The organism is Mycobacterium sp. shizuoka-1 (genome assembly GCF_002723835.1).
Classification (GTDB): domain Bacteria; phylum Actinomycetota; class Actinomycetes; order Mycobacteriales; family Mycobacteriaceae; genus Mycobacterium.
Window position 1 is genome coordinate 1 of record NZ_BEWG01000021.1, and the last position, 23,537, is coordinate 23,537.

Consider the following 23,537-nt stretch of genomic DNA (forward strand, 5'->3'; position numbering starts at 1 on the left):
CCCGTGGGCGGGGTGGGGGGACCGGTCTGCGCGCCGCCGCCACCGAAACCGCCGGTCGACGGGCCCGCGCCGTAGCCGCCGTACTGAGCGGGATAGCCGGGACGGGGCGGAAGTCCCGGGGCCGGTCCCTGCGGCCCGGACTGGCCGTAGTAACCACCGGGCGGCGGACCGTACTGGCCGTACTGCTCGTAACGGGGGCGGGGTGCCGGCGCGGTGATGACACCGGCCTCCAGCAACAGCGCCGACACCGCGGCGATGGTCTGCAGCAGGGTGAGGGCGATCATCGCCCACAGGCCCCACCCGACGGTGAAGCCGGTCGGCCGTCCGACCATCTGGGCGACGGCCGTCAGCAGCGCGATCGCCGAGGCCGCCGCGATGACACCGCCGTAATCCCGCGCCTTGGGCAGCAGGCTGGCCGCAGCCAGCAGGGCGGCGACCAGCGTCGCGAGCACCGGGTAGCCGCCGCCACCACTGGTCAGCTCGGCACCGCCGAACGGGCCGAGATCGGCCTTGACGGTCAGGATCGGCCCGAAGCTGGCCAGGTAGGCCGCCAGGCCCAGCACGACGACCGCGACGTTGAGGTAGAGCGGCAGCTTGCTCGGTCCGGCGTCGGCGGTCGCGAACGACGGCGCCGGAGCGCCGTACGGGCCGGGTGGCTGCGATTGTGGGTAGCCCGGGTTGGTGGGCGGGTAACTCATGGCCTCTCCTTCAGCCTTGTCACGCCGGCGCGTCCCCCGCGGCGCTGCGTCGGTTGTGGCTCGCGAACGGGGCCGCAGGCCCGGTTCGCACACCACGCTAGCGCACACCGCCGTGGCGACCACGACCATCGGCGTGTCACACAGGCAGTTGGCACAGGGCCGTCACGAGTCAGGCAGATGCTTGCAGCGGCCGCGTGAACGAATCACTTTCGGCAGCTTCAATTTCGCGCACCAGCGGAAGCACCCGGGCGCCGAAATACTCGATCTCCTCCTGGAAGTGCAGGAAACCGCCGAGGATCAGGTCCACCCCACGTTTTCGGTACGCGGCGATGCGCTCGGCGATCTGCTCAGGCGTTCCGATCAACTGGGTGCGGAAGCCGTCGTTGTACTGCACGAGGTCCTCGAACGTGGAGTCGGCCCACATGCCGCGCTTGTCGGCGGTGGAACTGCCGGCCTGCTGCACGGCGGCGTGGAAGCCTTCGACCGCCGGCCGGTTGGCCTTGGCGATGATCTCTTTCAAGGTCTCTTTCGCTTCTTTTTCTGTGTCCCTGGCGATGATGAAGCCGTTGAGTCCGAACTTCACCTCCCGGCCGGCGTCGCGGGCGTGGTCGCGGACCTCGACGAGTTGTTCGGTGACGCCGTCGAAATCCTTGCCGTTGGAGAAATACCAGTCGGCGTAGTGACCGCCGTTGCGTCGCGCGGCAGTGGAGTTACCGCCCTGGAAGATCTCGGGGTTGGGCCGCTGGGCGGTGTTGAGCGGTTTGGGCTTGAGGGTGAAGTCGTGGATGCGGTAGAAGTCGCCGCGGAAGTCCACCTGGTCCTCGGTCCAGATCTTGCGCAGCACCTGCAGGAATTCGGCGCTGCGCCGGTAACGTTCGTCGTGCTCGAGCCAGGGCTCGCCCAGGTGGGTGAACTCGTCCTTGAACCAGCCGGAGACGACGTTGACCGCGAACCGGCCGCCGGAGAGATGGTCGGCGGTGGCACCGAGTTTGGCCAGCACACCGGGATGCCACAAACCCGGGTGGACGGCCGCGATGAGTTTGAGCCGCTTGGTGGCCAGCAGCAGGGCCAGCGAGAAGCTGGTGGATTCGTGCTGGTATTCGGCGCCGTAGCTGGCCTCGTAGCGGACCTGTGACAGCGCGTACTCGAAGCCGTTGTTCTCGGCGGTCTGCGCGAGCCGCACGTTGTAGTCGTAATTCCAGTCGGTGCGCTGTTCGATGGTGCTGGTAACCAGACCCCCACTGACGTTGGGCACCCAGTAGGCGAATTTCACGTGGTCGGCAACGCGTTCGGTCGTCATGGTTTCCCCATGGTGGTGACACGGCCGGCCCGGGTCACCCCTTTAACTCGTCGCGAGCGCAGGTCTCGACGACTGATACCCCGCCTTGCCCGGCCCCCGGCGGCCCGCTCTAATTCAGCGCATGGATTACGGGCTCGTTCTGTTCACCAGTGATCGCGGCATCGCTCCGGCGGCGGCGGCCAAGCTTGCCGACGACCACGGCTTCACCACGTTCTACGTGCCCGAGCACACCCACATCCCGGTCAAACGCGAGGCCGCCCACCCCACCACCGGTGACGAGTCGCTGCCCGATGACCGCTACATGCGCACCCTGGACCCGTGGGTCAGCCTGGGTACGGCCGCCGCGGTGACCTCCAAGGTGAGGCTGTCCACCGCGGTGGCGCTGCCCGTCGAGCACGATCCCATCACCCTTGCGAAATCGATTGCGACCCTTGATCATCTGTCGGGCGGCCGGGTCAGCCTCGGCGTCGGCTTCGGCTGGAACACCGACGAGCTGGCCGACCACGGCGTGCCGGCCGGACGCCGCCGCACCTGCCTGCGCGAGTACCTCGAAGCCATGCGGGCGCTGTGGACCCAGGAAGAGGCCGAATACGACGGAGAGTTCGTCAAATTCGGCCCCAGCTGGGCGTGGCCCAAGCCGGTGCAGCCACACATCCCGGTGCTCGTCGGCGCGGCCGGCACCGAGAAGAACTTCAAGTGGATCGCCCGCAGCGCCGACGGCTGGATCACCACGCCGCGCGACTTCGACATCGACGAACCGGTGAAGCTGCTGCAGGACACCTGGGCCGCCGCCGGTCGTGATGGCGCACCGCAGATCGTGGCGCTCGATTTCAAGCCGGTGCCCGAGAAATTGGCGCACTGGAAAGACATCGGCGTCACCGAGGTGCTGTTCGGGCTGCCCGACAGGTCGGCCGACGAGGTCGCCGGCTATGTGGAGCGGCTGGCGGGCAAGCTCGGAGCGCTCGACCTCTAAGCCAACGTCGCGCGGTTCTTGCCGTCCTCGCCTGCGGTCACGGTGATCGCGGCGCCGAGAGGGTCACCGTCGGTCATCAACGCGACCAAGGCCGCGTCGGTGGTGATCGCCATGAAGCGGCTGTTGTCGGCGTCGAGGCGGCCGATGATGACGCCGGTACGCTCCGGCCAGTCGTAGCGCACCGAATATGTTTCGATCACGCCGGTGCCGTTGGCATGACGGGTCACGGCCACCGTCGGCAGGTTCGAGATGTCCTGCTGCAGTTGCGTGCTGCGGTCGGGTGTCCAGCCGACCGGAGTGGTCGAGTAGATACCCACCGAATACTTGCTCATCACACCGCCATTCGCGCCGACCAACCCGAACGCGCCCGGCTTGTCGCGCATCGCGGCGACCGTCTCGGCGATGCCGTGCAACGAATAACTGTTGCCTGGCCCACCGAAGTACGGCAGGCCGCCGGTGAGGGTGAGCCCGCGCGGGTCGTCGGCGGCCACGCCGAAGTCGTCACACACGACGAAGACCGGGAAGGGGAAGCAACTGTAGAGGTCGAAGGTGTTCACGTCGTCGATGGTGATGTCCGCCACCCGAAGAGCTTCTGCCACAGCCTGTTTCGACGAGTAACTGACGCCGAGGTCTTCGCGGTCGAGCAGGTCCTGTTCCCGTTGATCCGCATGGCCGTGGAGATAGACCCACTTCTGCTCGGGCACACCAAGTTTGCGCGCGGCCTCGACCGACATCACCAGCGCGGCGGCGCCCTGGTTGACGGTGTCGCGGGCGACCATCAACCGCGGGTAGGGATCGCAGATCATCCGGTTGTCCGCGGTGACCGTGGCGATCTCGTCCACCGAGCGCTCGACCGGCGACGACGAAAACGGGTTCTTGGCAGCGACTTTCGAGAAGGGCGCGAACAATTCGGCCATTTTGCGCCGATAGGAGTCGACATCGAGACCGAGCCGGGCGCGCCGCGCATTGTCCAGCAGCCCGTACTGCACAGGCGCACCGGTCAGTCCGTGGTTGGCAGTGTATTCGCTCATGTACTGCTCGAACCCATACCCGCGGTCCTCGAGCTGACCACCTACGGTCTCGCTGTGATCGGGCTTGTCGTCTTTGCCTGCGAACGTTTTGAGCGTCGAGCCATTCTCCGAGCCGAGGATCAACGCCGCCTCGATGTCGCCTGCCGCGATGGCCCCGGCGAACTCCGTCAACAGCTTCTGCGGGCCGTTGCCGCCGATCGACTCCAGCACCGCACGCTCAGGGTCGGCGCCGACGCGACGGGCGACCGAACGGATGTAGTTGTCCGAGCAGCCCAGCGGCGCGCTCGCGAACGGCGTGCAGATCTCGAATTGCCGCAGACCGGCAAACACCTGAATCGCCGCGGCGACGGCGGCGACATCGGCGCCGGTGTCGGCCAGAGCAGCGCGGACCGCCTCGGTGGCCAGCTCGACGGCGGACATGCCGCGGTAGTCGGGGTCGTCGACGCGCTCGGTGAACTGGCCGACGCCGACGATGACGGGTGTACGCGGATCGACCATAGTTCGACAGGCTAATAGAACACGTTACGGTTTCGCCAACCGGCGACTCCTTGACCGATCTGTCACTTAGTGACACAGTCGAGATGTCACTAAGTGACAGCCGGGAGGAGGTGCTCATCAGCGACAAGCAGGCGCAAGCGCGACTGGACGTGTCGCGCAAGGCGGCGGCCCTGTTCTGGGAGAAAGGGGTGGCAGCGACGAGCGGGGACGACATCGCCGCCGCCGCCGGACTGTCGACCAGGACGATCTGGCGCTATTTCCGGTCCAAGGAGAGCTGCGTCGAGCCACTGTTGGCCCAGACGTCCGAACGCTTCCTGGCGTCCGCCCGTCGATGGCCGGCCGAGCTGTCCCTCATCGAGCACCTGGTGGCCGACGCGGTCGAGCATCCGCTGACGCCGCAGGACATCGAAGATGCGGCGGCGGCGCTACGCATCGCCACGCTCACCACGACCGATCCGGCGCTGCGCACCTCGTATCTGATGGTCCACGACCAGATGGAACGGGGGCTGGCACCGGTGATCGCCGAGCGGCTCGGCCTCCCCGTCGATGACCTCACCGTCCGCCTCTGCGCAGCCGCCGTCACCGGCGCGTTCCGCGTGATCGACGAGGACGTCGGCCGCGCAGTGATCGTCGAGGGCAAATCGGTCAGCCAGGCCGAAGCGCTCGCCCTGATGGACCGGGCCATCCGGGAAGCCACCAACGGCCGAGTGGGCGGCCCGGTGAACCGCTAAATCCCCATCACCACAACCGAATACACCTCACGAGCCAGCACGACCGCGGGCCCGGCGAATCACCGCGCCCGCCGCCGTCGAAAGGACCTTCATGAAACCCGATTTGATCACCGTCGAAGACTTCTTCAGTCCGCCGCAGCGCACCGCGGCGACGATCTCCCCGGACGGGACACGGATCGCCTACCTCGCGCCGTGGCGCAACCGGCTCAACGTGTGGGTGCACGAGATCGACGCCGAGACACCGGCCCGTTGTGTGACCGCCGACGACACCCGCAGCGTGTACATCTACCGCTGGACCCACGACTCGCGCTGGCTGCTCTACCTGCAGGACGGCGGCGGGGACGAGCTGTGGCACCTGTATCGCGTCGACCTCGAGGACCCGGACGCCGAGATCGTCGACCTCACGCCGTTCCCCGGCGTCAGAGCGACGTTCGAGCTGCTCAAGAGCCGGCCGGGAACGGCCATGGTGCAGCTGAACAGGCGGAACCCGGAACTGTTCGACGCCTACGAACTCGACATCGCGACCGGCGAATTGACCCTGCTCGCCGAAAATCCAGGCACTGTCGTCACATGGCTGTGCAGTGCCGACGGCCAGTTGTTCACCTCGGTGCTGACCGCCGAGGGCGACGTCGAACCGGCGCAGTGGCGGCCGGAAACCCGGTCGCTGCGCACCATCACGACCTACGACGGTGCCGACTATCCCGTCGGCATCCACCCGATCGCGATCAGCCCCGATGGATCCGGCATGTGGCTGGGATCCAGCCGAAACACCGACCGCACCAGGCTGGTTCGCGTCGACGTCGCCACCGGCGAGGAGACGGAGGTGGACAGCCATCCGAGCTTCGATCTGGCTGCCCAGATGGTGCTGCCGTCACCGCTGATCATCAGCGAGCGGACCGGCGAGCTGATCGGCGCGCGCTATTGCGGCGACCGCCAGGTCATCCACCCGCTGGATCCGGAATTCGCGGCCATCCTGGAGCGGCTCACCGCACTGTCGGACGGCGACCTGGCCGCGCTCTCCTCCGACGCCGGCGGGCAACGGTGGGTGGTGAACTTCACCCACGACCGCGATCCCTGGGCCACCTATTTCTACGACCATTCCACCGGTGCGAGCCGACTGCTGTTCCGGCCCTACCCGCACCTGGATCCCGCGGCGCTGGCGCCGATGAAGCCGGTCGCCATCACCTCCCGCGACGACGTGACCCTGCACGGGTATCTGACGCTGCCGGTCGGTGTCGAGCCGGTCGGCCTACCGCTGGTGTTGCTGGTCCACGGTGGCCCCTGGGCGCGCGACTGCTGGGGCTACCAGGCCGAGGTGCAGTTGCTGGCGAACCGCGGATATGCGGTGCTGCAGGTCAACTTTCGCGGGTCGACCGGCTATGGCAAGTCGTTCACCAAGGCAGCGATCGGCGAGTTCGCCGGCAAGATGCACGACGACCTGATCGACGCCGTCGGCTGGGCGGTGGACCAGGGCATCGCCCACCCACGGCGGGTGGCGATCTTCGGCGGCTCCTACGGGGGTTATGCGGCACTGGTCGGGGTGACCTTCACCCCGGACGTCTTCGCAGCGGCGATCGACTACGTCGGGATCTCCAGCCTCGCCAACTTCATGCGGACGCTGCCGACCGTCGCGCGTCCGTTCCTCGCCAACAACTGGCACCGGTATGTCGGAGATCCGTCCGACCCGGTGCAAGAGGCCGACATGTTGGCGCGGTCGCCGATCACCCGAGTCGACCAGATTCATACCCCGCTGTTGGTGGTCCAAGGCGCCAACGATTCTCGGGTGGTGCAGGCCGAATCCGACAACCTGGTCAACGCGCTTCGCGAGCGCGGTGTCGAGGTCGAATACCTGATCAAGGACGACGAAGGACACGGATTCGTCAACCCGGACAACCAGATCGACCTCTACCACGCCGTCGAGCGTTTCCTGGCCCAACATCTCTGACCGACGAAAAAGCCCCCGAAGTCACTGACTCCGGGGGCTTTTCGGTGAAGCGGGTTACAGGGTTTCGAAGATCTCCCGGGCCAGCTTGGCGGTCTCCGACGGCGTCTTGCCGACCTTGACTCCGGCGGCCTCGAGGGCCTCCTTCTTACCCTGGGCGGTACCGGCACCGTCGGAGACGATGGCGCCGGCGTGGCCCATGGTCTTGCCCTCGGGCGCGGTGAAACCGGCGACGTAGCCGACGACCGGCTTGGTGACGTTGGCCTTGATGTAGGCGCCGGCCTTCTCCTCCGCGTCGCCGCCGATCTCGCCGATCATCACGATCAGCTTGGTCTCGGGGTCCTTCTCGAACGCCTCGATGGCGTCGATGTGGGTGGTGCCGATGACCGGGTCACCACCGATACCGATGGCGGTGGAGAACCCGAGATCGCGCAGCTCGTACATCATCTGGTAGGTCAGCGTGCCGGACTTCGACACCAGCCCGATCGGTCCCTTGCCGGTGATGTTGTTCGGCGTGATGCCGACCAGCGACTCGCCGGGGGTGATGATGCCGGGGCAGTTCGGGCCGATGATCCGGGTCTTCTGACCCTTCTCGACGTTGTAGGCCCACGCATAAGCGCTGTCCTGCACCGGGATTCCCTCGGTGATGACCACCAGCAGCGGGATCTCGGCGTCGATGGCCTCGATGATGGCGTCCTTCGAGAAGGCCGGCGGCACGAAGGCGATCGACACGTCGGCGCCGGTCTCCTTCATGGCCTCAGCCACCGAGGCGAATACCGGCAGCTCGATATCGTTGCCATCTTTGTCGACGTGGCTCACCGTGGTGCCCGCCTTGCGGGCGTTCACGCCACCGACGACCTGGGTGCCGGCCTTGAGCATCAGCTTGGTGTGCTTGGTGCCCTCGCCACCGGTGATGCCCTGGACGATGACTTTGCTGTCCTTGTTCAGAAAAATCGACATTGATTGCGTCCCTTACTTGTTGGCCAGCTCGGCGGCCTTGTCGGCGCCGGCGTCCATGGTGTCGGCCTGGATCACCAGGGGGTGGTTGGCTTCGGCCAGGATGCGGCGGCCCTCTTCGACGTTGTTGCCGTCGAGCCGGACCACCAGCGGCTTGTTCGCCTCGTCGCCGAGGATCTGCAGCGCCTTGACGATGCCGTTGGCCACCGCGTCGCAGGCGGTGATACCGCCGAACACGTTGACGAACACGCTCTTGACCTGGCTGTCGCCCAGGATCACGTCCAGGCCGTTGGCCATCACCTCGGCCGAGGCGCCGCCACCGATATCGAGGAAGTTGGCGGGCTTCACGCCGCCGTGCTTCTCGCCGGCGTAGGCGACGACGTCCAGGGTCGACATCACCAGTCCGGCGCCGTTGCCGATGATGCCGACCTCACCGTCGAGCTTGACGTAGTTGAGGTCGTTCTCCTTGGCCTTGAGCTCCAGGGGATCGGTGGCGTCGCGGTCCTCGAACTCGGCGTGCCCGGGCTGCCGGAAATCGGCGTTGGCGTCCAGGGTGACCTTGCCGTCGAGCGCGAGGATCTGATCGTCGGGGGTACGCACCAGCGGGTTGACCTCGACCAGGGTGGCGTCCTCCTTGACGAACACCTCCCACAGCTTCTGGATGGTGACGGCCGCGGCGTCGAGCACCTCGGCGGGCAGGTGGCCCTGCTCGGCGATCGAGCGGGCGAAGGCCAGGTCGACGCCGGTGACGGCGTTGACGGGCACCTTGGCCAGCCGCTCGGGCTTGGTCGCGGCGACCTCTTCGATCTCCATGCCGCCCTCGACCGAGCACATCGCCAGGTAGGTGCGGTTCGAGCGGTCGAGCAGGAAGGAGATGTAGTACTCCTCGGCAATGTCGCTGGCCTCGGCGACCAGCAACTTCTTCACGATGTGGCCCTTGATGTCCAGGCCGAGGATGTTCGTGGCGTGGGTGTAGGCATCCTCGGGGGTGGCGGCGAACTTGACGCCACCGGCCTTACCGCGGCCCCCCACCTTGACCTGTGCCTTGACCATCACGGGCTTGCCGATTTCCTCGGCGATGGCCTTCGCGTCCTCGGGCGAGTCGGTCACCCGGCCCGGCGTGGTCGGAACGTTGTGCTTGGCGAACAGTTCCTTCGCCTGATACTCGAAAAGATCCATTGGCTCACTGTCTGGTCGGCGCTGACTGTTTTTCTGGTGACGATGTGTTGAGGAAGTCGCTCCGGGGGAACTGTATCCAGACGGCCGCGGGCGGCCATCCTCGCCTACCACTCATGTGGTCCATCTCACCGCGAGGCTGAAGTGATTCAACTCACAATCGCCCGCGGAATATGCGCGTGGGTTGCCTGCTGCGGTGTATCTCGTTAACGTCGTCGGGGTCTGAGATAACGCTTTGGTCACGACTAAGGGACTTCGAGTTTTGACGCAGCACCGGCCGGAACCGACTTCTGTCGGAGATTCTTCGGCCTTGCCCACCAAGACCAGGACCTTTGATCGCCAGGGAGCGTCAGCCCGAGCCCTGGATCCCGAGCGGCTCGATGTCACCGACATCATTCCGTTCAACGAGTTCGGCGATCTCGTCGACATCGACTTCCGCGAGAGCACGGCCTTCGCCAGCCTTCAGGTGGCGCGCTGCCCCGAACTCGACGACCTGCATGACGCCGATGACCTGCAGCCGCTCCGGCTGGCGGTGCCGGCCGAATTCGCTGCCCGCGACGACCGCCACGCCGAGGTCCCGCGCTTTTCCAACAGCGAGAACACCGACATCCTGCCGCGCACCCCGCAGCATCGCCGGCAGCCGACCGGAGCCGTCAAGGGCCGCGTGATGATCGCGGCGATGGCCGCCGGCGCCGCCGCGGCCGCCGCCTACACCGCGGTCAAGCCCGCCACCGACACCACCACCCGGACGGTGCTGGCGGCCGACAAGACCCCGATGGACGGCACCGTGACCACGCCGCGCGGCATGCAGCTGATCGCGGTCAAGCCGGCCGCCGATGCCGCCGTTCACGGCGAAGAGCTGGCCAATGGACAGGCGTTCGCCCAGGAACGCGCCGAGCGCGAGGCACGGTTGCAGCGGCCGCTGTTCGTCATGCCCACCCGCGGCGTGTTCACCTCGGGCTTCGGCTATCGCTGGGGCGCGCTGCACGGCGGCATCGACCTGGCCGGCCCGATCGGCACCCCGATCGTGGCGGCCTCCGACGGTGTCGTCGTGGACGCCGGTCCGACCGCGGGCTACGGCGCTTGGGTCAAGATCCGGCACTCCGACGGCACGGTGACGCTGTACGGCCACGTCAACACCTGGACGGTGCAGATCGGCCAGCGGGTGTTCGCCGGCGACCAGATCGCCACCATCGGGAACCGGGGGAACTCGACCGGCCCGCATCTGCACTTCGAAGTTCTGCTGGGCGGCACCAACCGGATCGACCCGGTGCCGTGGCTGGCGCAGCGCGGGCTGGCGGTCGGGCCCTACGTCGGCTGACCCGGTGTCTGAGCCGAACGAACCACACACCCGCATCATCCGACGCCAGCCGTCGGGACCCATCCCGCAGCCCGAAGCACCCCGCACGAGCATCATCCGGCGTGCGCCTACCGGACCCATCCCGCAGCCGCCAGAGCCGCGCACCACGCAGGTTCCGCGGCCACCGGCGCAGGAGGCCCCCACCGGTTTGATCCACCGGGCCGCCCCCGTGGCGGTGCCGGCGCGGGTGACCCCGCTGGACCTCTCGACCGGGCGGACCGCGATCGCCGCCAGCACGCTGGGCATCCTGTCCGGTTGGACGACGGCGGTGGTGTCCACCGACCTGATCACCGGCTGGTGGGGCACCGATCGACTGTTCTGCCTAGCCGTCGGATTCCTGACGTTGCTGTTCTCGGTCAGCACCATCGCCGGGGTGATCGCGCTGCTGCTGCGCCGCTCGGTCGGCCGCTACCTGATGGCCTTCGGTTCGGTCATCGCACTACTGACGTTCGGTAGTGTGTTGGTGGCTGGCGCGCGAATCCCGTTGGTGGTCTACCTGATTCCGGTGCTGCCGCTGGCCGCCCTGATTCTGGCGCTGCACCCGTCAACCCGCCGGTGGTGCCGGGAGCGCTGATCGACGGCGGGTCTCCCACCACGACCCCACCACGATGACCGCAACCGCCCACGCCGCACCGAGGAAGGCCCCGGCCACGACGTCGCTGACATAGTGCACGCCCAGATAGACCCGGGAGAACGCGATCATCCCGGCGGCGGCGAACGCGGTCGCCCACAATGCGACGCGGGCCGCCCAGCCGCGGACAGCCCACCGGCCGAGCATCCACGCGACGAGGATGGCGACCCCGAATGCGCCGGTGGCATGGCCGGACGGAAACGAGAAGCCATCCTCGACGATCACCGCGATCCACGACGGCGGACGGGTCCGACCGACCATCACCTTGGCCACGACCAAGACGAGACCCACACCCGCCAACCCGAACACCCCGAGCACCGCGGGCAGCCAGGACCGGACCCGCCAGCACACCAGTGCACAGACGACGGCGACGGTCACCACCAGTGACCCCGTATCACCAAGGTGGGTAAGCACTTTCAGGGTCGCGGTCAGCCACAGGTCACGCCGGGCGGCGAGCCACTGACTGGCCGGCTGATCGACGTAGGACGTCAGCTCGCCGTCGAGCACGTCGTCGAGCAAGTTCGTGAAGCCGGCCGACAGCAGCGCGACGAGCACCATTCCCGACACCAGCCCCAGCGCCGCGGCGACATCCACCGACAGCCATCGGGCCAACACCGTGACGGGGCCGCCGAGATGTTCGGTTACCCACGCATGCAGGCGGACGTAGCCCGGGGTCGCGCGGAGGCGATCCATCGCCGCGACGAGCACGCCGCGGTGGGAAGCCACCCAGACAGCCAGCCCGCACCACAGCAGCAGTGCGGCCAGCACTACTGCTCCGAGAATTCCGAAGCCGGGCGAGCCCGGTCCGTAGGGCTGGCCCATATCCGGCGGTCAGAGTTTCTGCAGTGGTGCGTGGTTGTGCATCAGCTTGACCCGCCCGGCGCTGCCGAAGTCGATCAGCGACATCGCCGACTCCCCCATGCCGGAGACCTCTTCGACACGGCCGAGACCGTATTTGTCGTGGCTGACCCGGTCGCCGGGTTCGAGCACCAGCAGCGGCCGCTTGCCACCGCCACCCGCCGGCCGCATCGGCGAGGGCCGCGGGGTACCGAACCGGCCCGCCCCGCTCACCGGCGCACTGAGCGACGGCGCGGGATCGGTGCGCCGCCAGTCGAGAAGATGTTCGGGGATCTCGCGCAGGAAGCGGGATTCCGGGTTCAGCATCGGCTGCCCCCACGAGGAGCGCACCTTCGCGCGGCTGAGGTAAAGCCGTTGGCGCGCACGGGTGATGCCCACATACGCCAGCCGGCGTTCTTCGGAAAGCTCGGCCGGATCCCCCAGTGCCCGCATGTGCGGGAACATGCCGTCTTCCCAGCCGGTGACGAAGACGACCGGGAACTCCAGGCCCTTGGCGGTGTGCAAGGTCATCAGCGTGACCACGCCGGCGCCGTGCTCAGGCAACTCGTCGGAGTCGGCGACCAGCGACACCCGCTCCAGGAACTCCGCGAGCAGGCCGGTCTGCGGGATGTCCTCGTCGTCCTCGTCGCTCTCGAGTGCCGCGGCGTTGGCCCGGTCGATGCTGAATTCGTGTGCGACGCTGACCAATTCGTTGAGGTTGTCCAGCCGGGCCAGGTCTTGCGGGTCGCTGGACGATTCCAGCTCGTTGCGATAGCCGGTGCGGTCGAGCACCGCCTCGACCAGGTCGCCGAGCTCGTCGTCGAGCTTGCCGCGCAGCTCGTCGAGCAGGTTCACGAAACTCGCGATCGCCTTCTCCGAGCGGGTGTTGAGCATCGGCACCTTGCCCTCGGCCGCCGCGGCCAGCGCGTCGGCGAAGGTGGCGCCGGTGGTCTCGGCGTACACCGCCACGCACGCCTCGGCGCGGTCGCCGATACCGCGGCGCGGGGTGTTGAGGATGCGGCGCAAGCTGACCGCGTCACCCGGGTTGTCCAGCACCCGCAGGTAGGCGACGATGTCGCGAATCTCCTTGCGCTCGTAGAACCGGACGCCGCCGACCACCTTGTACGGGATGCCGGCGCGGATGAACACCTCCTCCAGCGAGCGCGACGAGTTGTTGGTGCGGTAGAACACCGCGAAGTCGTTGTAGGAGAATCCGCCGCGATCGGCGAGCGCGTCGATCTCGCTCGCGACGAACCTGGCCTCGTCGTGCTCGTTGTCGGCGACATAGCCGACGATGAGTTCGCCGTCGCCCTCGTCGGTCCACAACCGCTTCTCCCGCCGGTTGGCGTTGCGGGAGATCACCGAGTTGGCCGCGTTCAGGATGTTCTGGGTCGACCGATAGTTCTGCTCGAGCAAGATCGTGGTGGCGTTCGGGAAGTCGCGCTCGAAGTCCTCGATGTTGCGGATCGTCGCGCCGCGAAAGGCATAGATCGACTGGTCGGCGTCACCGACCACGCACAATTCGCTGGGCGGCACGGTGTCGGTGTCGGGCGCGCCGACTCCGACGAGTTCGCGCACCAGCACGTATTGGGCATGGTTGGTGTCCTGATACTCGTCGACCAGGATGTGCCGGAACCGCCGGCGGTAGTACTGCGCGATCTGCGGGAAGTTCTGCAGGACGGCGACGGTCTCGCCGATCAGGTCGTCGAAATCCAGCGCGTTCGCGGCCCGCAGCCGCCGCTGGTATTCGCCGTAGACGCCGGCGACCGTGCGGGCCAGATCGTCGGCCCCCGGCTCGAGTGCGGCCACCGCATCCTCGGGCCCGATCAGCTCGTTCTTCAGGTTGGAGATGGCGTTGGCCAGCAGCCGCGGCGAATACCGCTTGGTGTCCAGGCCCATGTCCTTGCCGATCATCAGCAGCAGGCGCCGGGAGTCGTCGGCGTCGTAGATCGAGAAGTTGGAGTTCAGCCCGGGCAGCAGCGAGGCCTGGTTGCGCAGGATCCGCACGCAGGTGGAGTGGAACGTGGACACCCACATGTTGCGGGCCCGCGGACCGACCAGGGCGACCACCCGTTCCCGCATCTCCGCGGCGGCCTTGTTGGTGAAGGTGATCGCCAGCACCTGGCCGGGACCGACGTCGCGGGCCGCCAGCAGGTAGGCGATCCGCCGGGTCAGGACGGCCGTCTTCCCGGACCCGGCGCCCGCCACGATCAGCAACGGGGGGCCCTCGTGCAGCACGGCCTGGCGCTGCTGCGGGTTGAGGCCCTCGAGAAGTTCGGCCGCGTCGGCCGGCGGTCTGAAATCGGTCACGTGCACACTCATGTCTGACCCAACTTACCGCTGTATGGCGACAGTTTTTTTGCGAAGCCGGCCTTCGGAGTGGCACACTTGCGGACGTGCTTTCTTTGCAGCGTCGATTTTTCTACGGGTACCGGTCCGCGGTGCCCGTGGGTGTCTAGCTGCTCAACCCGAGAGCCCCGCGGTCCGAATCCGGATCCGGGGCTCGTCTCTTGTGTGAGGCCCGGAACTCGGACGAGACCAGACCCACACCTGAGGAGAACGAAGCGATGACTCTGGAAATGGTTCCTGAAGCCGAACACGACATCGACAGCCTGCGCGGCGAGATCGACCAACTCGACGCCACGATCCTGGCTGCGGTCAAGCGCCGGACCGAGGTGTCCCAGGCGATCGGCCGGGCCAGGATGGCCTCCGGCGGCACCCGGTTGGTGCACAGCCGCGAGATGAAGGTCATCGAGCGCTACAGCGAGCTGGGACCGGACGGCAAGGACCTGGCGATGCTGCTGCTGCGCTTGGGCCGCGGCCGGCTCGGGCACTGACGCCGGCCATCCGGCCGCGGCCGGCTCGGGCACTGACGCCGGCCATCCGGCCGCGCCGCCTCGGGCACTGACGCCGGCCATCCGGCCGCGCCGGCTCGGGCACTCCTAGCAACTAGCGGACTGCGTCCAGCAGCCAGGGCGTCATCCACTTGACCGCGTTCGGCGTCGGGTGCACGCCGTCGCTGCGCACCTGCACGCCGTTGATCTTGTTGGTGTAGCCGCCGTTCGGGCCGAGTTTCTTGTTCAGGTCGAGCACCGTCACGTTGGGCCGGCCGTCGACGACCTTGCGTAGCAACGTGTTCCACTGGTCGACCCGGCCGGGCTGGTCTTCGGGATAGAGCTTGCCGCTGGCCTGCTCGCCGTGCCGGCTGTACGGCTCGGTGGCCACCACCACCAGCGCCCCGGTGGAGCCCAGGATGTCCAGCGCACGGCGCAGCTCACTCTCCAGGTACTTGTCGAAATCGGGCTGGCCGATGTGAGCCCAGTTGCCGTTCCATTTGCGGTCCACCACCTCCCAGCGCCCGACCATCATGAGCACCACGTCGGGGCGGTCGTGGCCGATCCGCTGCGCCCAGCGCTCCGGCCACGTGTCGCACTCGGGTTTCTGCTCCAGGGACACCCCGGAGTAGCGGTAGGGCCCGCCGCGCACCAGGCCGCAGCCGATCGTGGTCCGGTCCAGGAAGGTGATCCCGGGGGTGGGCGGCAGGTAGCGCATCATGGTCCACCCGATCGAATCGCCGAACACCGAGACGGTGTGCTCGCGAGGACCGGAGTGGGTCGGCGCGGCGACTCGCACCGTTTCGACCGGTGAGATCAGCGCGGCCTGCGTGACGTCGGGGCTCGACGGGTCGATGCGGGTTCCCACCGGCACGACAACGACCGCGACGGCGACGGCCGTGGCCATCGTCGCTGCGGCCAGGCGCAACTGCGGGACGTGCACCGGGCGCCAGCGCCGAACGGGTTGCTCGATCAGCCACCACGATCCGATCGCCAAGGCCAGCGTCACCGCGCAGCGCGCGGCGAACAGCGCGTAGCCCGACCAGTCGGTGCGCTCGCCGTTGAGCACCAGGAACACCGGCCAGTGCCACAGATAGACGCCGTAGGAGATCACGCCCAGCGCCACCAGTGGCGGGGTGGACAACACCCACGCCACCGGGCCGTTCTGCTCGAGCGCAACGCCCGCAATCACCACCACCGCGGCGACGGCGACAACGATGAGCAGACCGTTGCGGAACTCGTTGGCGCTCCCGGTGGCGACGTGGGTGATGGCAGCCAGCACCGCCACCCCGGCCATCGGCACACCCCAGGCCAACCACCGGATCCAGCGCGAGTGGATCACCGGCACGCCCGCCAACAACGCCGGCCAGTCCCGGACGAGCAGCGCGGCCGCCGCGGCCCCGATCAGCAGTGCCTGCGCGCGGGTGTCGGTGCCGAAGTACACCCGGTTCAGCGAATCGTCCGAGGCCATCAGCATCGCCTCGGTCGCCGACGCCGCAGTTCCGACGAGAGCCAGGACCAGCACCGCCCACCGCACGGCGGTGATGGTCGGGGTCTTCTTGCGCCACCGGGCGACAACGGCAAGCAGTATCGCGGCCAGCGCGATGAGCACCGGCCAGATCAGGTAGTACTGCTCTTCCACGCCGAGTGACCAGGTGTGTTGCAGCGGTGACGGTGGGGCGCCCTGGCTGAAGTAGTCGGTCTGATGGAACACGAATGCCCAGTTCGCCGCCCAGAGGACCGCGGCGACCGCGTCGTTACGTAGGCCGCTGACGGCATCGGGCGGGAACAGCATCCGCGCAGCGATCACCGCCAGCACCATGATCAGCAGCGCAGGCAGCAACCGGCGGGCGCGACGAACCCAGAACGAGCCGAGATCCAGGAGGCCGGTGCGGCCGATCTCGTCCAGCAGCAACGACGTGATCAGAAATCCGCTGAGCACGAAGAAGATGTCGACCCCGATGAATCCGCCTGCCATACCAGGGATTCCACTGTGACCGATCAGCACGAGGGCGACCGCGACACCGCGGATCCCGTTGAGCGCGGGAACTCCCTCGCCGCGGGGCCGCGGGCGGCGCCGAGGGCTCGGCGGGGACACGGGATCAACCCATGGACGTTGCGCCCACAAGCGCGCCGGCACAGCCATGCCCTCCTAGATCTCAGTCCTGTGAATCTAGATGCTGGCGGCGGCAAGCAGACGCAGGCGCGCGGTCCCGGGTGTCAATTCCCTTGCGGCAGGCTCAGCAGGTGCGCACATGTCGCGCCGACCGCGCCCGAGATGCCGTCGGCAGACTGCAGATGGGGCACCCGCGCGACGTAGTTGACCAGTGTCAGCAGCGCCTGGACCTGGAGCCGGGCCTCCGCTTCACTTGCCTCGGCACGGAACTGCCGCAGCAGGTGTACCCACTCCTCGACGTAGTCGCGCTGCGCCGCCAATGCGGCGGCGCGATGCGGCTCGGGCAGATTGCGCACCTCGGTCATCAGCAGGTCGACCAGGGCGGGGTGGCCGAGCGCGAACTCGACGTACGAGGCGATCAGGCTGCGCAGTGCCGCAGCGGGCGTGGTCGAGACGGCCAACGCGTCGGCGGCCTGCATGTAGAGGTACGCGGCACCACGCGAGAGCGCGGTCGCCAGCAGATCGGCCTTGTTGGCGAAGTGGTTGTAGACGCTGGGGCCGGCGATCCCGAGTGACGCCGCCACATCCTCGATCCCCACACTTGCGTAGCGCCGCTCGGCGAACAGCCGGATCGCCTGCTGCAGCAACGCTTCTCGCCGCGAGTTCGGTAACAGTCCGGCCGGCGGGCGCGGGCGTCGCCCGATCGCGAACCCTGCCGGTGCCGGTGCCGTCACCACTCGCCCGACGAGTTCGGCCAGCAACCGAGACTGATCCTTGGCGGACAGCTCGGATTGATAGAACGACGGGCTCACGACGACGCCCAGGATCATCCACGCGAACAGATCGCGCGCATCCCCGTCCACGTCCGCCCGGGCGGTTTCGACGAATGCCGACAACCGACGGGCGACATCGTGGCTGGCGTGACCCAACCGGGCCTGCGCGTCCTGCGACAGGTGTCGCGCCTCGCGCTCGACGAGTATCCCGATGTGCCGGCCGGACACTGCCAGCTCGGCGAGGTCCAGTACGGATCGGTCGACGTCGGCGGCGTCCAGCCTGCCCACCACTGCAGTGACCGAGTCCAGACCGCTGAAGACGACCTCCTCCAGCAATTGATGCTTGCTGGAGAAATGGCGATACAGCGCTGACGCTCCCACCGCGACGGCATCGGCGATGTCACCCATGGCCACGTGCTCGTAGCCACGGACGCAGAACAGCTCGGTGGCGGCCATGACGATCATCGCCCGACGATTGGCCGGCCTGGTGCCGCGTTCCGGGCGGGCGACCGCTGTCACGTCCTCTGACCCTTTCCCTATCACCGCACGTCACAGACAGCCTAACGCCGGCTCTCGTGCGGGCTTGCCACCCAGTTCCGCCACGGCCTAGTCTAAGTGAACTTTCACTAGTCCATTGGAGAATGAATGACACGCCGCACAATCGTCGCGGGCGTGGGGATGATTCCGTTCACGACCCCACGTCGCACCACACCATATTCAGATATGGCAGAGACTTCCGTTCGTGAAGCGCTGGCGGATGCCGGTATCGACTATTCGTCGATACAACAGGCCTATGTGGGCTATGTGTACGGTGACTCAACATCGGGGCAGGCCGCACTCTACGGCGTCGGCCAAACCGGGATTCCGATCGTCAACGTCAACAACAACTGCTCGACGGGTTCCTCCGCCCTGTGGCTGGCGCGCCAGGCGATCGAAAACGGTGCCGCCGACTGCGTACTCGCGTTGGGTTTCGAGCAGATGCAGCGTGGTGCCCTGTCGTCGATGTGGACCGACCGGCCCAGCCCGTTCGACCGGTTCGACGAGGTCACGAGGACCGTCCAGGGCTGGGACGATGCCGCCCCGATGGCGGCCCAGTACTTCGGCGGCGCGGGCCGGCAATACGCCGACACCTATGGCACCGCACCCGAAACCTTCGCCCGCATCGCGGTCAAGGCGCGGGCGCACGCCAAGAACAACCCGTACGCGGTGTTTCGCGACGCGGTCACCGTCGAGGAAGTCCTGGCCTCGCCCCACATCTACGGGCCGCTGACCAGGCTGCAATGCTGCCCGCCGACCTGCGGTGCGGCCGCGGCGGTGCTGGTCAGCGAAGAGTTCGCCCGCAAGCACGGCCTGCGGGTCGAGGTTGCGATCAAGGCCCAAGCCATGGCCACCGACACACCGTCCACATTCACCGGCGACATGATCAAGGTCGTCGGTTACGACATGGCCAAGGCCGCCGCCGACGCGGTCTACGAGGCCTCCGGGGTGGCGCCGGAGGACATCCGGGTGGTCGAGCTGCACGACTGTTTCACCACCAACGAGCTGCTCACCTACGAGGGCCTCGGCCTGACCCCGGTCGGCACCGCCGAGAAGTTCATCCTCGACGGCGACAACACCTACGGCGGCCGGGTGGTCACCAATCCGTCGGGCGGTCTGCTGTCCAAAGGACATCCGCTGGGCGCGACGGGCCTCGCCCAATGCGCCGAGTTGGTATGGCAGCTGCGCGGACTCGCGCAGGCCCGCCAGGTCGACGGCGCGACGGTCGCGCTGCAGCACAACATCGGACTCGGCGGCGCCGCCGTCGTCACCCTCTACGAAAAGGTGGGCTGAGCATGGCAGTGGATCCTGGCGTGGTCGGCACCGAATTGCCCACGACCTCGCTCACCGTCGACCGCGGGCGGCTGCGGTTCTTCGCCAAGGCGATCGGTGAGACGAACCCGATCTTCACCCATGTCGACGCCGCGGTCGCCGGCGGCCATCGCGACCTGCCGGTGCCGCCGACGTTCCTGTTCTCCATCGAGCTCGAGGCCCCCGATCCCTTCGCCTACCTCGCGGCCCTCGGCGTCGACCTGCGTTTCGTGCTGCACGGCGAGCAGAGCTTCACCTATCACGAGTCCGCGTATGCCGGCGACGAGCTGGTGGCACACCCCCGGATCACCGATGTGTACGCCAAGAAGGCCGGCGCGCTGGAATTCATCGTCAAGGACACGGCGGTGACGCGCGCCGACGGCACACCCATCGCCGATCTGCGATCGGTGATCGTCGTTCGCACCCCGGGAGGCGGCGCATGACATCCGTCGAACCGATCGCAGTCGGCTCTGAACTGCCACCGCTGGCGCTGCCGGCAATCTCGCGATTGACGCTGGCACTGTTCGCCGGGGCATCCGGCGACCACAACCCGATCCACGTCGACGTCGACGCCGCGAAATCGGCCGGTGCGCCCGATGTGTTCGCGCACGGAATGCTCTCCATGGCCTATCTGGGGCGGCTGCTGACCAACTGGGCCGCACCGGAGGATCTGCGGTCATACCGAGTCCGATTCGCCGCCATCACGCCGGTGCACGGCCAGCCCACCTGCACTGGCCAAGTCACCGCCATCGATGAGGTCGACGGTGAGCGCCGGGCCACCGTCGAGGTCACCGTCACGCTCGCCGACGGCACGGTCACCCTGTCCGGCGACGCGGTCGTCGCCATCAACTGAAAGGTACTGACACACATGGGAAATCTGCGAGGCAAGGTCGCCGTCGTTTCGGGCTCGGGACGGGGAATCGGCCGAGAGATCGCGCTCAAGCTTGCCGCCGAGGGCGCATCGGTGGTGGTCAATGACCTCGATGCCGACCCGGCAGCCGAGACGGTCGCTGCCATCGAGGCCGCCGGGGGCAGCGCGGTCACGTGTATCGGCAGCGTCACCGACGACGAGTTCGGTGAACGGTTCGTGCAGACGGCGGTGGAGGCCTTCGGCGGATTGGACATCATCGTCAACAACGCCGGCTACACCTGGGATTCGGTGATCCAGAAAATGACCGACGAACAGTGGGATGCGATCCTGGACGTCCACCTCAAGGCGCCGTTTCACATCCTGCGAGCCGCCCAGCCGGTGATCAGCGGGCTGGTCAAAGATGCCAGGGAATCCGGGCGCCCGGTCGGTTGCCGCAAGGTGGTGAACATTTCGTCGCTGGCCGGGGTGGGCGGCAATGCCGGTCAGGCGAACTACGCCGCCGCCAAGGCCGGCGTGATCGGCCTGACGAAGGCGCTGGCCAAGGAATGGGGGCGCTACAACGTCACCGTCAACAGCGTCGCGTTCGGATTGATCAAGACCCGCCTCACCGAAACTCCCGCCGACGGAGACGGATCCATCACCGTGCGGGGACAGGAGATCAAGGTCGGGGTCAACCCCGGCTTGCTGGCCACCATGGAGCAGATGATCCCGCTCGGCCGCTCGGGCACACCGGCCGAGGCCGCCGGTGCGGTCTACCTGCTGTGCACGCCGGAATCGGACTACATCAGCGCCCAAACACTGGTCTGCGGCGGCGGATTCAACTTCTAGCCGGTCACCTGGGCGACCCACGTCGCGGCGCCGGCCAGGAAGTCGGGGTGCTCAAACAGGTCGGCCTGAGCCTGCGCCTCGACATCCTCGACGGCGCGGTCGAACTCGGCGCGCGCGGAGAGTCGCAGGCTCTGCTTGATCGAGCGGATCGTCCGCCCCGGCGCGCGGACCACCTCGGCCGCCAGCCGCAACGCTTCGGCCACAGCATCATCGGCAACGGTGGAAACCGCACCGATCTGCTGCGCTTCGCGTGCGTCGATGATTCTGGCCGTCATCAACAGCTCCAGCGCCCGGTCACGGCCGACGGCTGCCGGCAGGCTCGCGGAGAGTCCGTAGTCGGGGCCGAGGCCCATCCGGGCAAAGGTAGCCCCGAAGCGAGCCGAGGTTGCGGCGACGCGGATGTCGCAGGCGAGGACCAAACCCCACCCGGCACCGGCCGCGGGACCGTTGACCGCGGCGATCGTCAGCTGCGGAAGCCGGTGCAGCGTGAGGACGGGCCTACTCACGGTCTTCATCAGCTCGACGGTCGAGTCGGATTCGGCGAAGGCCGGCAGGGTGCTCAGGTCGGCGCCCGAGCAGAACCCCCGGCCGGCTCCGGTGAGGATGACCACGTGCACGTGGTCGTCGGCGGCGATCCGGTTCAGCGCGACGTCCAGTTCGCTCATCAACTCGTCGTCGAGCGCGTTGAGCCGCTCGGGGCGGTTGAGCTCCACGATCGCGATGTGGTCAACGGGCGAACTGACACGGACGACGTCGGTGGTCATCTCGCGAGACTAGACTATTCGCACATCACTTATGCGGATACAGTGCTGTCCAAAAGCCGCAGTATCGGCCAACGATTGGCGTCGATATTCACTTATACTGGTCTGCGCAGCGGCGTTCAAAGGAGATTCCCATGGCCAGTGCGCCCGTCGTCAGCAGTGTGCGATCGCCCAGGCGGCGTGGATTGAGCCTGCGGAATCAGGACCGCGATGACATCGCCGACATCGTCGCCACCGCGCGGGCGCGCTACCCCGACATCCACCCGGACGGGCTTGTCACGGACTGTGCCGAAGCACTCGACGTCCTTGAGGCGGTGTGGCACGCCGTGGTCGACGCGGTGACCACGACGGCACCGCCCGACGCGCACGACATCGAGCTGTTGTCCCGGGTGAAGTCGGCGCTCACCCGTATTCACTCCAGTCAGGCCGAGCGGGTCGACAGCTCGCTGGCCGGCCTGCGCGCCGCAACCGCGGAACTCGAGCAGATCGACGACCCGGCACATCTGCTCGACCGCGCCGCCATCGCGGCCACGACCCTCGGATTCGACCGCGCGATGATCTCGTCGGTGCACGACGGTCAATGGCTGCCGGTCGCGGGCCATATCGAACGCGATCCGCTCTGGGCCTCGCAGATCGTCGCGGCAGGACAGGAGCACCCCGAGGTCATCGATGCGACGCTGCCTGAGGCCGAGATGCTGCGCAGACTGCGGCCGATCCTGGTCGACGATGCCCGCAGGCTGCCCCGCTGCTACGACACCATCATCGACATCGCCAAAGGACAGCGATACGTCGCGGCACCAATCATGTCCTGCCGCAACGTGATCGGCTTCGTGCATGCCGACGCGTTCTATATGTCACGCCGGTTCACCAACACCGACATCCGCCTGCTGGGCCTCTTCGGCGAGTTCCTGGGCGCCACCATGTCGCGGCTGATGATGCTCGACGAACTACGGGCGCTGCACGCCCAGGCCGAAGGGCTCACTGCCCGGATCGCCGAGCTGCAGCGCAGCTGGTCCGGCCGGACTCATCGCCGTCCGGCTCTGGTCCGCGGTGCTCTCGATGCAGCGGAACCGCAGCATTCGCGAGCCAGGACCGCTACGGTCCTGACCCGTCGAGAGCTGGAGGTGCTCGAACTCGTGGCCGACGGCGCCACCAACGCCCGCATCGCCCGGGCACTGACCATCTCCGAGGGGACCGTCAAGGGCCATATGAAGCACATCTTCCGGAAGCTCGGCACGGCCAACCGCGCCGAAGCGGTGTCCTACTGGGTGCGACTGACCACCGGATAGTCCGCTGTCCGATCGGGAGGCAAACAGACCCTTTTGGAGGGATTCCGGCCTCCCCCGCCGCCTTCGAGACTGAATGCCGACGC

21 protein-coding genes are annotated in these 23,537 nt (G+C 67.5%); 11 read left to right on the forward strand and 10 right to left on the reverse strand.

What is annotated here, in order from left to right; genetic code table 11:
- Both MSZK_RS06285 and sfnG read right to left on the reverse strand, forming a co-directional pair.
- The coding region (locus tag MSZK_RS06285) for a DUF5336 domain-containing protein (protein WP_099246054.1) at window positions 1-698 on the reverse strand (698 nt) is incomplete at its 3' end.
- A 169-nt stretch (window positions 699-867) separates the two neighbouring features.
- On the reverse strand, window positions 868-1,998 hold the full coding sequence (gene sfnG, locus MSZK_RS06290; protein ID WP_099245974.1) for a dimethylsulfone monooxygenase SfnG: 1,131 nt from the start codon (window positions 1,996-1,998) through the stop codon (window positions 868-870).
- Between the two features lie 121 nt (window positions 1,999-2,119).
- On the opposite strand from sfnG, the gene MSZK_RS06295 reads away from it, so the two are divergent.
- Entirely contained in the window at window positions 2,120-2,971 is an 852-nt protein-coding gene (locus tag MSZK_RS06295) for an LLM class F420-dependent oxidoreductase (protein ID WP_099245976.1), read from the forward strand.
- Here MSZK_RS06295 and MSZK_RS06300 read toward each other — a convergent pair.
- Window positions 2,968-4,500, reverse strand: a complete 1,533-nt coding sequence (locus tag MSZK_RS06300; RefSeq protein ID WP_099245978.1) for an acetyl-CoA acetyltransferase — start codon at window positions 4,498-4,500, stop codon at window positions 2,968-2,970. The genes MSZK_RS06295 and MSZK_RS06300 overlap by 4 nt on opposite strands.
- Before the next feature lie 83 nt (window positions 4,501-4,583).
- Between MSZK_RS06300 and MSZK_RS06305 the strand changes: the two genes are divergently transcribed.
- Both MSZK_RS06305 and MSZK_RS06310 read left to right on the forward strand, forming a co-directional pair.
- Window positions 4,584-5,231, forward strand: a complete 648-nt coding sequence (locus MSZK_RS06305; protein WP_099245980.1) for a TetR/AcrR family transcriptional regulator — start codon at window positions 4,584-4,586, stop codon at window positions 5,229-5,231.
- Between the two features lie 91 nt (window positions 5,232-5,322).
- Window positions 5,323-7,176: a S9 family peptidase gene (locus MSZK_RS06310; RefSeq protein WP_099245982.1), complete on the forward strand. Its 1,854-nt coding sequence runs from the start codon at window positions 5,323-5,325 to the stop codon at window positions 7,174-7,176.
- 54 nt (window positions 7,177-7,230) lie between these two features.
- Here the strand turns inward: MSZK_RS06310 and sucD are convergent, their stop codons facing one another.
- Together sucD and sucC are read right to left on the reverse strand one after the other, a co-directional pair.
- Window positions 7,231-8,133: a succinate--CoA ligase subunit alpha gene (sucD, locus tag MSZK_RS06315; protein ID WP_099245984.1), complete on the reverse strand. Its 903-nt coding sequence runs from the start codon at window positions 8,131-8,133 to the stop codon at window positions 7,231-7,233.
- A 12-nt stretch (window positions 8,134-8,145) separates the two neighbouring features.
- Complete coding sequence (sucC, locus tag MSZK_RS06320) at window positions 8,146-9,309, reverse strand: ADP-forming succinate--CoA ligase subunit beta (protein ID WP_099245986.1); 1,164 nt, start codon at window positions 9,307-9,309, stop codon at window positions 8,146-8,148.
- Window positions 9,310-9,568: 259 nt separating this feature from the next.
- On the opposite strand from sucC, the gene MSZK_RS06325 reads away from it, so the two are divergent.
- The gene (locus MSZK_RS06325; RefSeq protein WP_099245988.1) at window positions 9,569-10,627 is read left to right on the forward strand and encodes a M23 family metallopeptidase; all 1,059 of its coding nucleotides are present in this window, start codon (window positions 9,569-9,571) and stop codon (window positions 10,625-10,627) included.
- A gap of 4 nt (window positions 10,628-10,631) precedes the next feature.
- Window positions 10,632-11,240, forward strand: coding sequence for a hypothetical protein (locus tag MSZK_RS06330; RefSeq protein WP_099245990.1), 609 nt, complete (start codon window positions 10,632-10,634; stop codon window positions 11,238-11,240).
- Here the strand turns inward: MSZK_RS06330 and MSZK_RS06335 are convergent.
- Window positions 11,211-12,119, reverse strand: coding sequence for a phosphatase PAP2 family protein (locus MSZK_RS06335; protein WP_099245992.1), 909 nt, complete (start codon window positions 12,117-12,119; stop codon window positions 11,211-11,213). The genes MSZK_RS06330 and MSZK_RS06335 overlap by 30 nt on opposite strands.
- Before the next feature lie 9 nt (window positions 12,120-12,128).
- Window positions 12,129-14,456: a DNA helicase PcrA gene (pcrA, locus tag MSZK_RS06340; RefSeq protein ID WP_099245994.1), complete on the reverse strand. Its 2,328-nt coding sequence runs from the start codon at window positions 14,454-14,456 to the stop codon at window positions 12,129-12,131.
- Between the two features lie 245 nt (window positions 14,457-14,701).
- Here pcrA and MSZK_RS06350 point away from each other — a divergent pair, with 245 nt between their 5' ends.
- Window positions 14,702-14,971, forward strand: coding sequence for a chorismate mutase (locus MSZK_RS06350; protein WP_099245997.1), 270 nt, complete (start codon window positions 14,702-14,704; stop codon window positions 14,969-14,971).
- A gap of 112 nt (window positions 14,972-15,083) precedes the next feature.
- Here the strand turns inward: MSZK_RS06350 and MSZK_RS06355 are convergent, their stop codons facing one another.
- Together MSZK_RS06355 and MSZK_RS06360 are read right to left on the reverse strand one after the other, a co-directional pair.
- Window positions 15,084-17,114, reverse strand: coding sequence for an acyltransferase family protein (locus tag MSZK_RS06355; protein ID WP_099245999.1), 2,031 nt, complete (start codon window positions 17,112-17,114; stop codon window positions 15,084-15,086).
- Window positions 17,115-17,188: 74 nt separating this feature from the next.
- The gene (locus MSZK_RS06360) at window positions 17,189-18,376 is read right to left on the reverse strand and encodes a TetR/AcrR family transcriptional regulator (RefSeq protein ID WP_142389881.1); all 1,188 of its coding nucleotides are present in this window, start codon (window positions 18,374-18,376) and stop codon (window positions 17,189-17,191) included.
- 126 nt (window positions 18,377-18,502) lie between these two features.
- On the opposite strand from MSZK_RS06360, the gene MSZK_RS06365 reads away from it, so the two are divergent.
- The 4 genes from MSZK_RS06365 to MSZK_RS06380 are packed head-to-tail and all read left to right on the forward strand — an operon-like array spanning window position 18,503 to window position 21,404.
- The gene (locus MSZK_RS06365) at window positions 18,503-19,687 is read left to right on the forward strand and encodes a lipid-transfer protein (RefSeq protein ID WP_099246003.1); all 1,185 of its coding nucleotides are present in this window, start codon (window positions 18,503-18,505) and stop codon (window positions 19,685-19,687) included.
- 2 nt (window positions 19,688-19,689) lie between these two features.
- On the forward strand, window positions 19,690-20,148 hold the full coding sequence (locus MSZK_RS06370; RefSeq protein ID WP_099246005.1) for a MaoC family dehydratase N-terminal domain-containing protein: 459 nt from the start codon (window positions 19,690-19,692) through the stop codon (window positions 20,146-20,148).
- Window positions 20,145-20,558 (forward strand): MaoC/PaaZ C-terminal domain-containing protein, encoded by a 414-nt coding sequence (locus tag MSZK_RS06375; protein ID WP_099246007.1) that lies wholly within the window; start codon window positions 20,145-20,147, stop codon window positions 20,556-20,558. The genes MSZK_RS06370 and MSZK_RS06375 overlap by 4 nt, the downstream gene beginning before the upstream one ends.
- Window positions 20,559-20,573: 15 nt before the next feature.
- Window positions 20,574-21,404, forward strand: coding sequence for an SDR family NAD(P)-dependent oxidoreductase (locus MSZK_RS06380; RefSeq protein WP_099246009.1), 831 nt, complete (start codon window positions 20,574-20,576; stop codon window positions 21,402-21,404).
- Here the strand turns inward: MSZK_RS06380 and MSZK_RS06385 are convergent.
- Window positions 21,401-22,168, reverse strand: a complete 768-nt coding sequence (locus MSZK_RS06385; RefSeq protein WP_099246011.1) for an enoyl-CoA hydratase/isomerase family protein — start codon at window positions 22,166-22,168, stop codon at window positions 21,401-21,403. The two genes, MSZK_RS06380 and MSZK_RS06385, sit on opposite strands and share 4 nt — an antisense overlap.
- A gap of 131 nt (window positions 22,169-22,299) precedes the next feature.
- Between MSZK_RS06385 and MSZK_RS06390 the strand changes: the two genes are divergently transcribed.
- On the forward strand, window positions 22,300-23,454 hold the full coding sequence (locus MSZK_RS06390; RefSeq protein ID WP_099246013.1) for a LuxR C-terminal-related transcriptional regulator: 1,155 nt from the start codon (window positions 22,300-22,302) through the stop codon (window positions 23,452-23,454).
- Window positions 23,455-23,537 lie beyond the last annotated feature (83 nt).

Coding starts and splice junctions, on each gene's coding strand:
- sfnG (WP_099245974.1), bottom strand. CDS start 1,998: ATGACGACCGAACGCGTTGCCGACCACGTGAAATTCGCCTACTGGGTG.
- MSZK_RS06295 (WP_099245976.1), top strand. CDS start 2,120: ATGGATTACGGGCTCGTTCTGTTCACCAGTGATCGCGGCATCGCTCCG.
- MSZK_RS06300 (WP_099245978.1), bottom strand. CDS start 4,500: ATGGTCGATCCGCGTACACCCGTCATCGTCGGCGTCGGCCAGTTCACC.
- MSZK_RS06305 (WP_099245980.1), top strand. CDS start 4,584: ATGTCACTAAGTGACAGCCGGGAGGAGGTGCTCATCAGCGACAAGCAG.
- MSZK_RS06310 (WP_099245982.1), top strand. CDS start 5,323: ATGAAACCCGATTTGATCACCGTCGAAGACTTCTTCAGTCCGCCGCAG.
- sucD (WP_099245984.1), bottom strand. CDS start 8,133: ATGTCGATTTTTCTGAACAAGGACAGCAAAGTCATCGTCCAGGGCATC.
- sucC (WP_099245986.1), bottom strand. CDS start 9,309: ATGGATCTTTTCGAGTATCAGGCGAAGGAACTGTTCGCCAAGCACAAC.
- MSZK_RS06335 (WP_099245992.1), bottom strand. CDS start 12,119: ATGGGCCAGCCCTACGGACCGGGCTCGCCCGGCTTCGGAATTCTCGGA.
- pcrA (WP_099245994.1), bottom strand. CDS start 14,456: ATGAGTGTGCACGTGACCGATTTCAGACCGCCGGCCGACGCGGCCGAA.
- MSZK_RS06350 (WP_099245997.1), top strand. CDS start 14,702: ATGACTCTGGAAATGGTTCCTGAAGCCGAACACGACATCGACAGCCTG.
- MSZK_RS06355 (WP_099245999.1), bottom strand. CDS start 17,114: ATGGCTGTGCCGGCGCGCTTGTGGGCGCAACGTCCATGGGTTGATCCC.
- MSZK_RS06365 (WP_099246003.1), top strand. CDS start 18,503: ATGACACGCCGCACAATCGTCGCGGGCGTGGGGATGATTCCGTTCACG.
- MSZK_RS06370 (WP_099246005.1), top strand. CDS start 19,690: ATGGCAGTGGATCCTGGCGTGGTCGGCACCGAATTGCCCACGACCTCG.
- MSZK_RS06375 (WP_099246007.1), top strand. CDS start 20,145: ATGACATCCGTCGAACCGATCGCAGTCGGCTCTGAACTGCCACCGCTG.
- MSZK_RS06380 (WP_099246009.1), top strand. CDS start 20,574: ATGGGAAATCTGCGAGGCAAGGTCGCCGTCGTTTCGGGCTCGGGACGG.
- MSZK_RS06385 (WP_099246011.1), bottom strand. CDS start 22,168: ATGACCACCGACGTCGTCCGTGTCAGTTCGCCCGTTGACCACATCGCG.
- MSZK_RS06390 (WP_099246013.1), top strand. CDS start 22,300: ATGGCCAGTGCGCCCGTCGTCAGCAGTGTGCGATCGCCCAGGCGGCGT.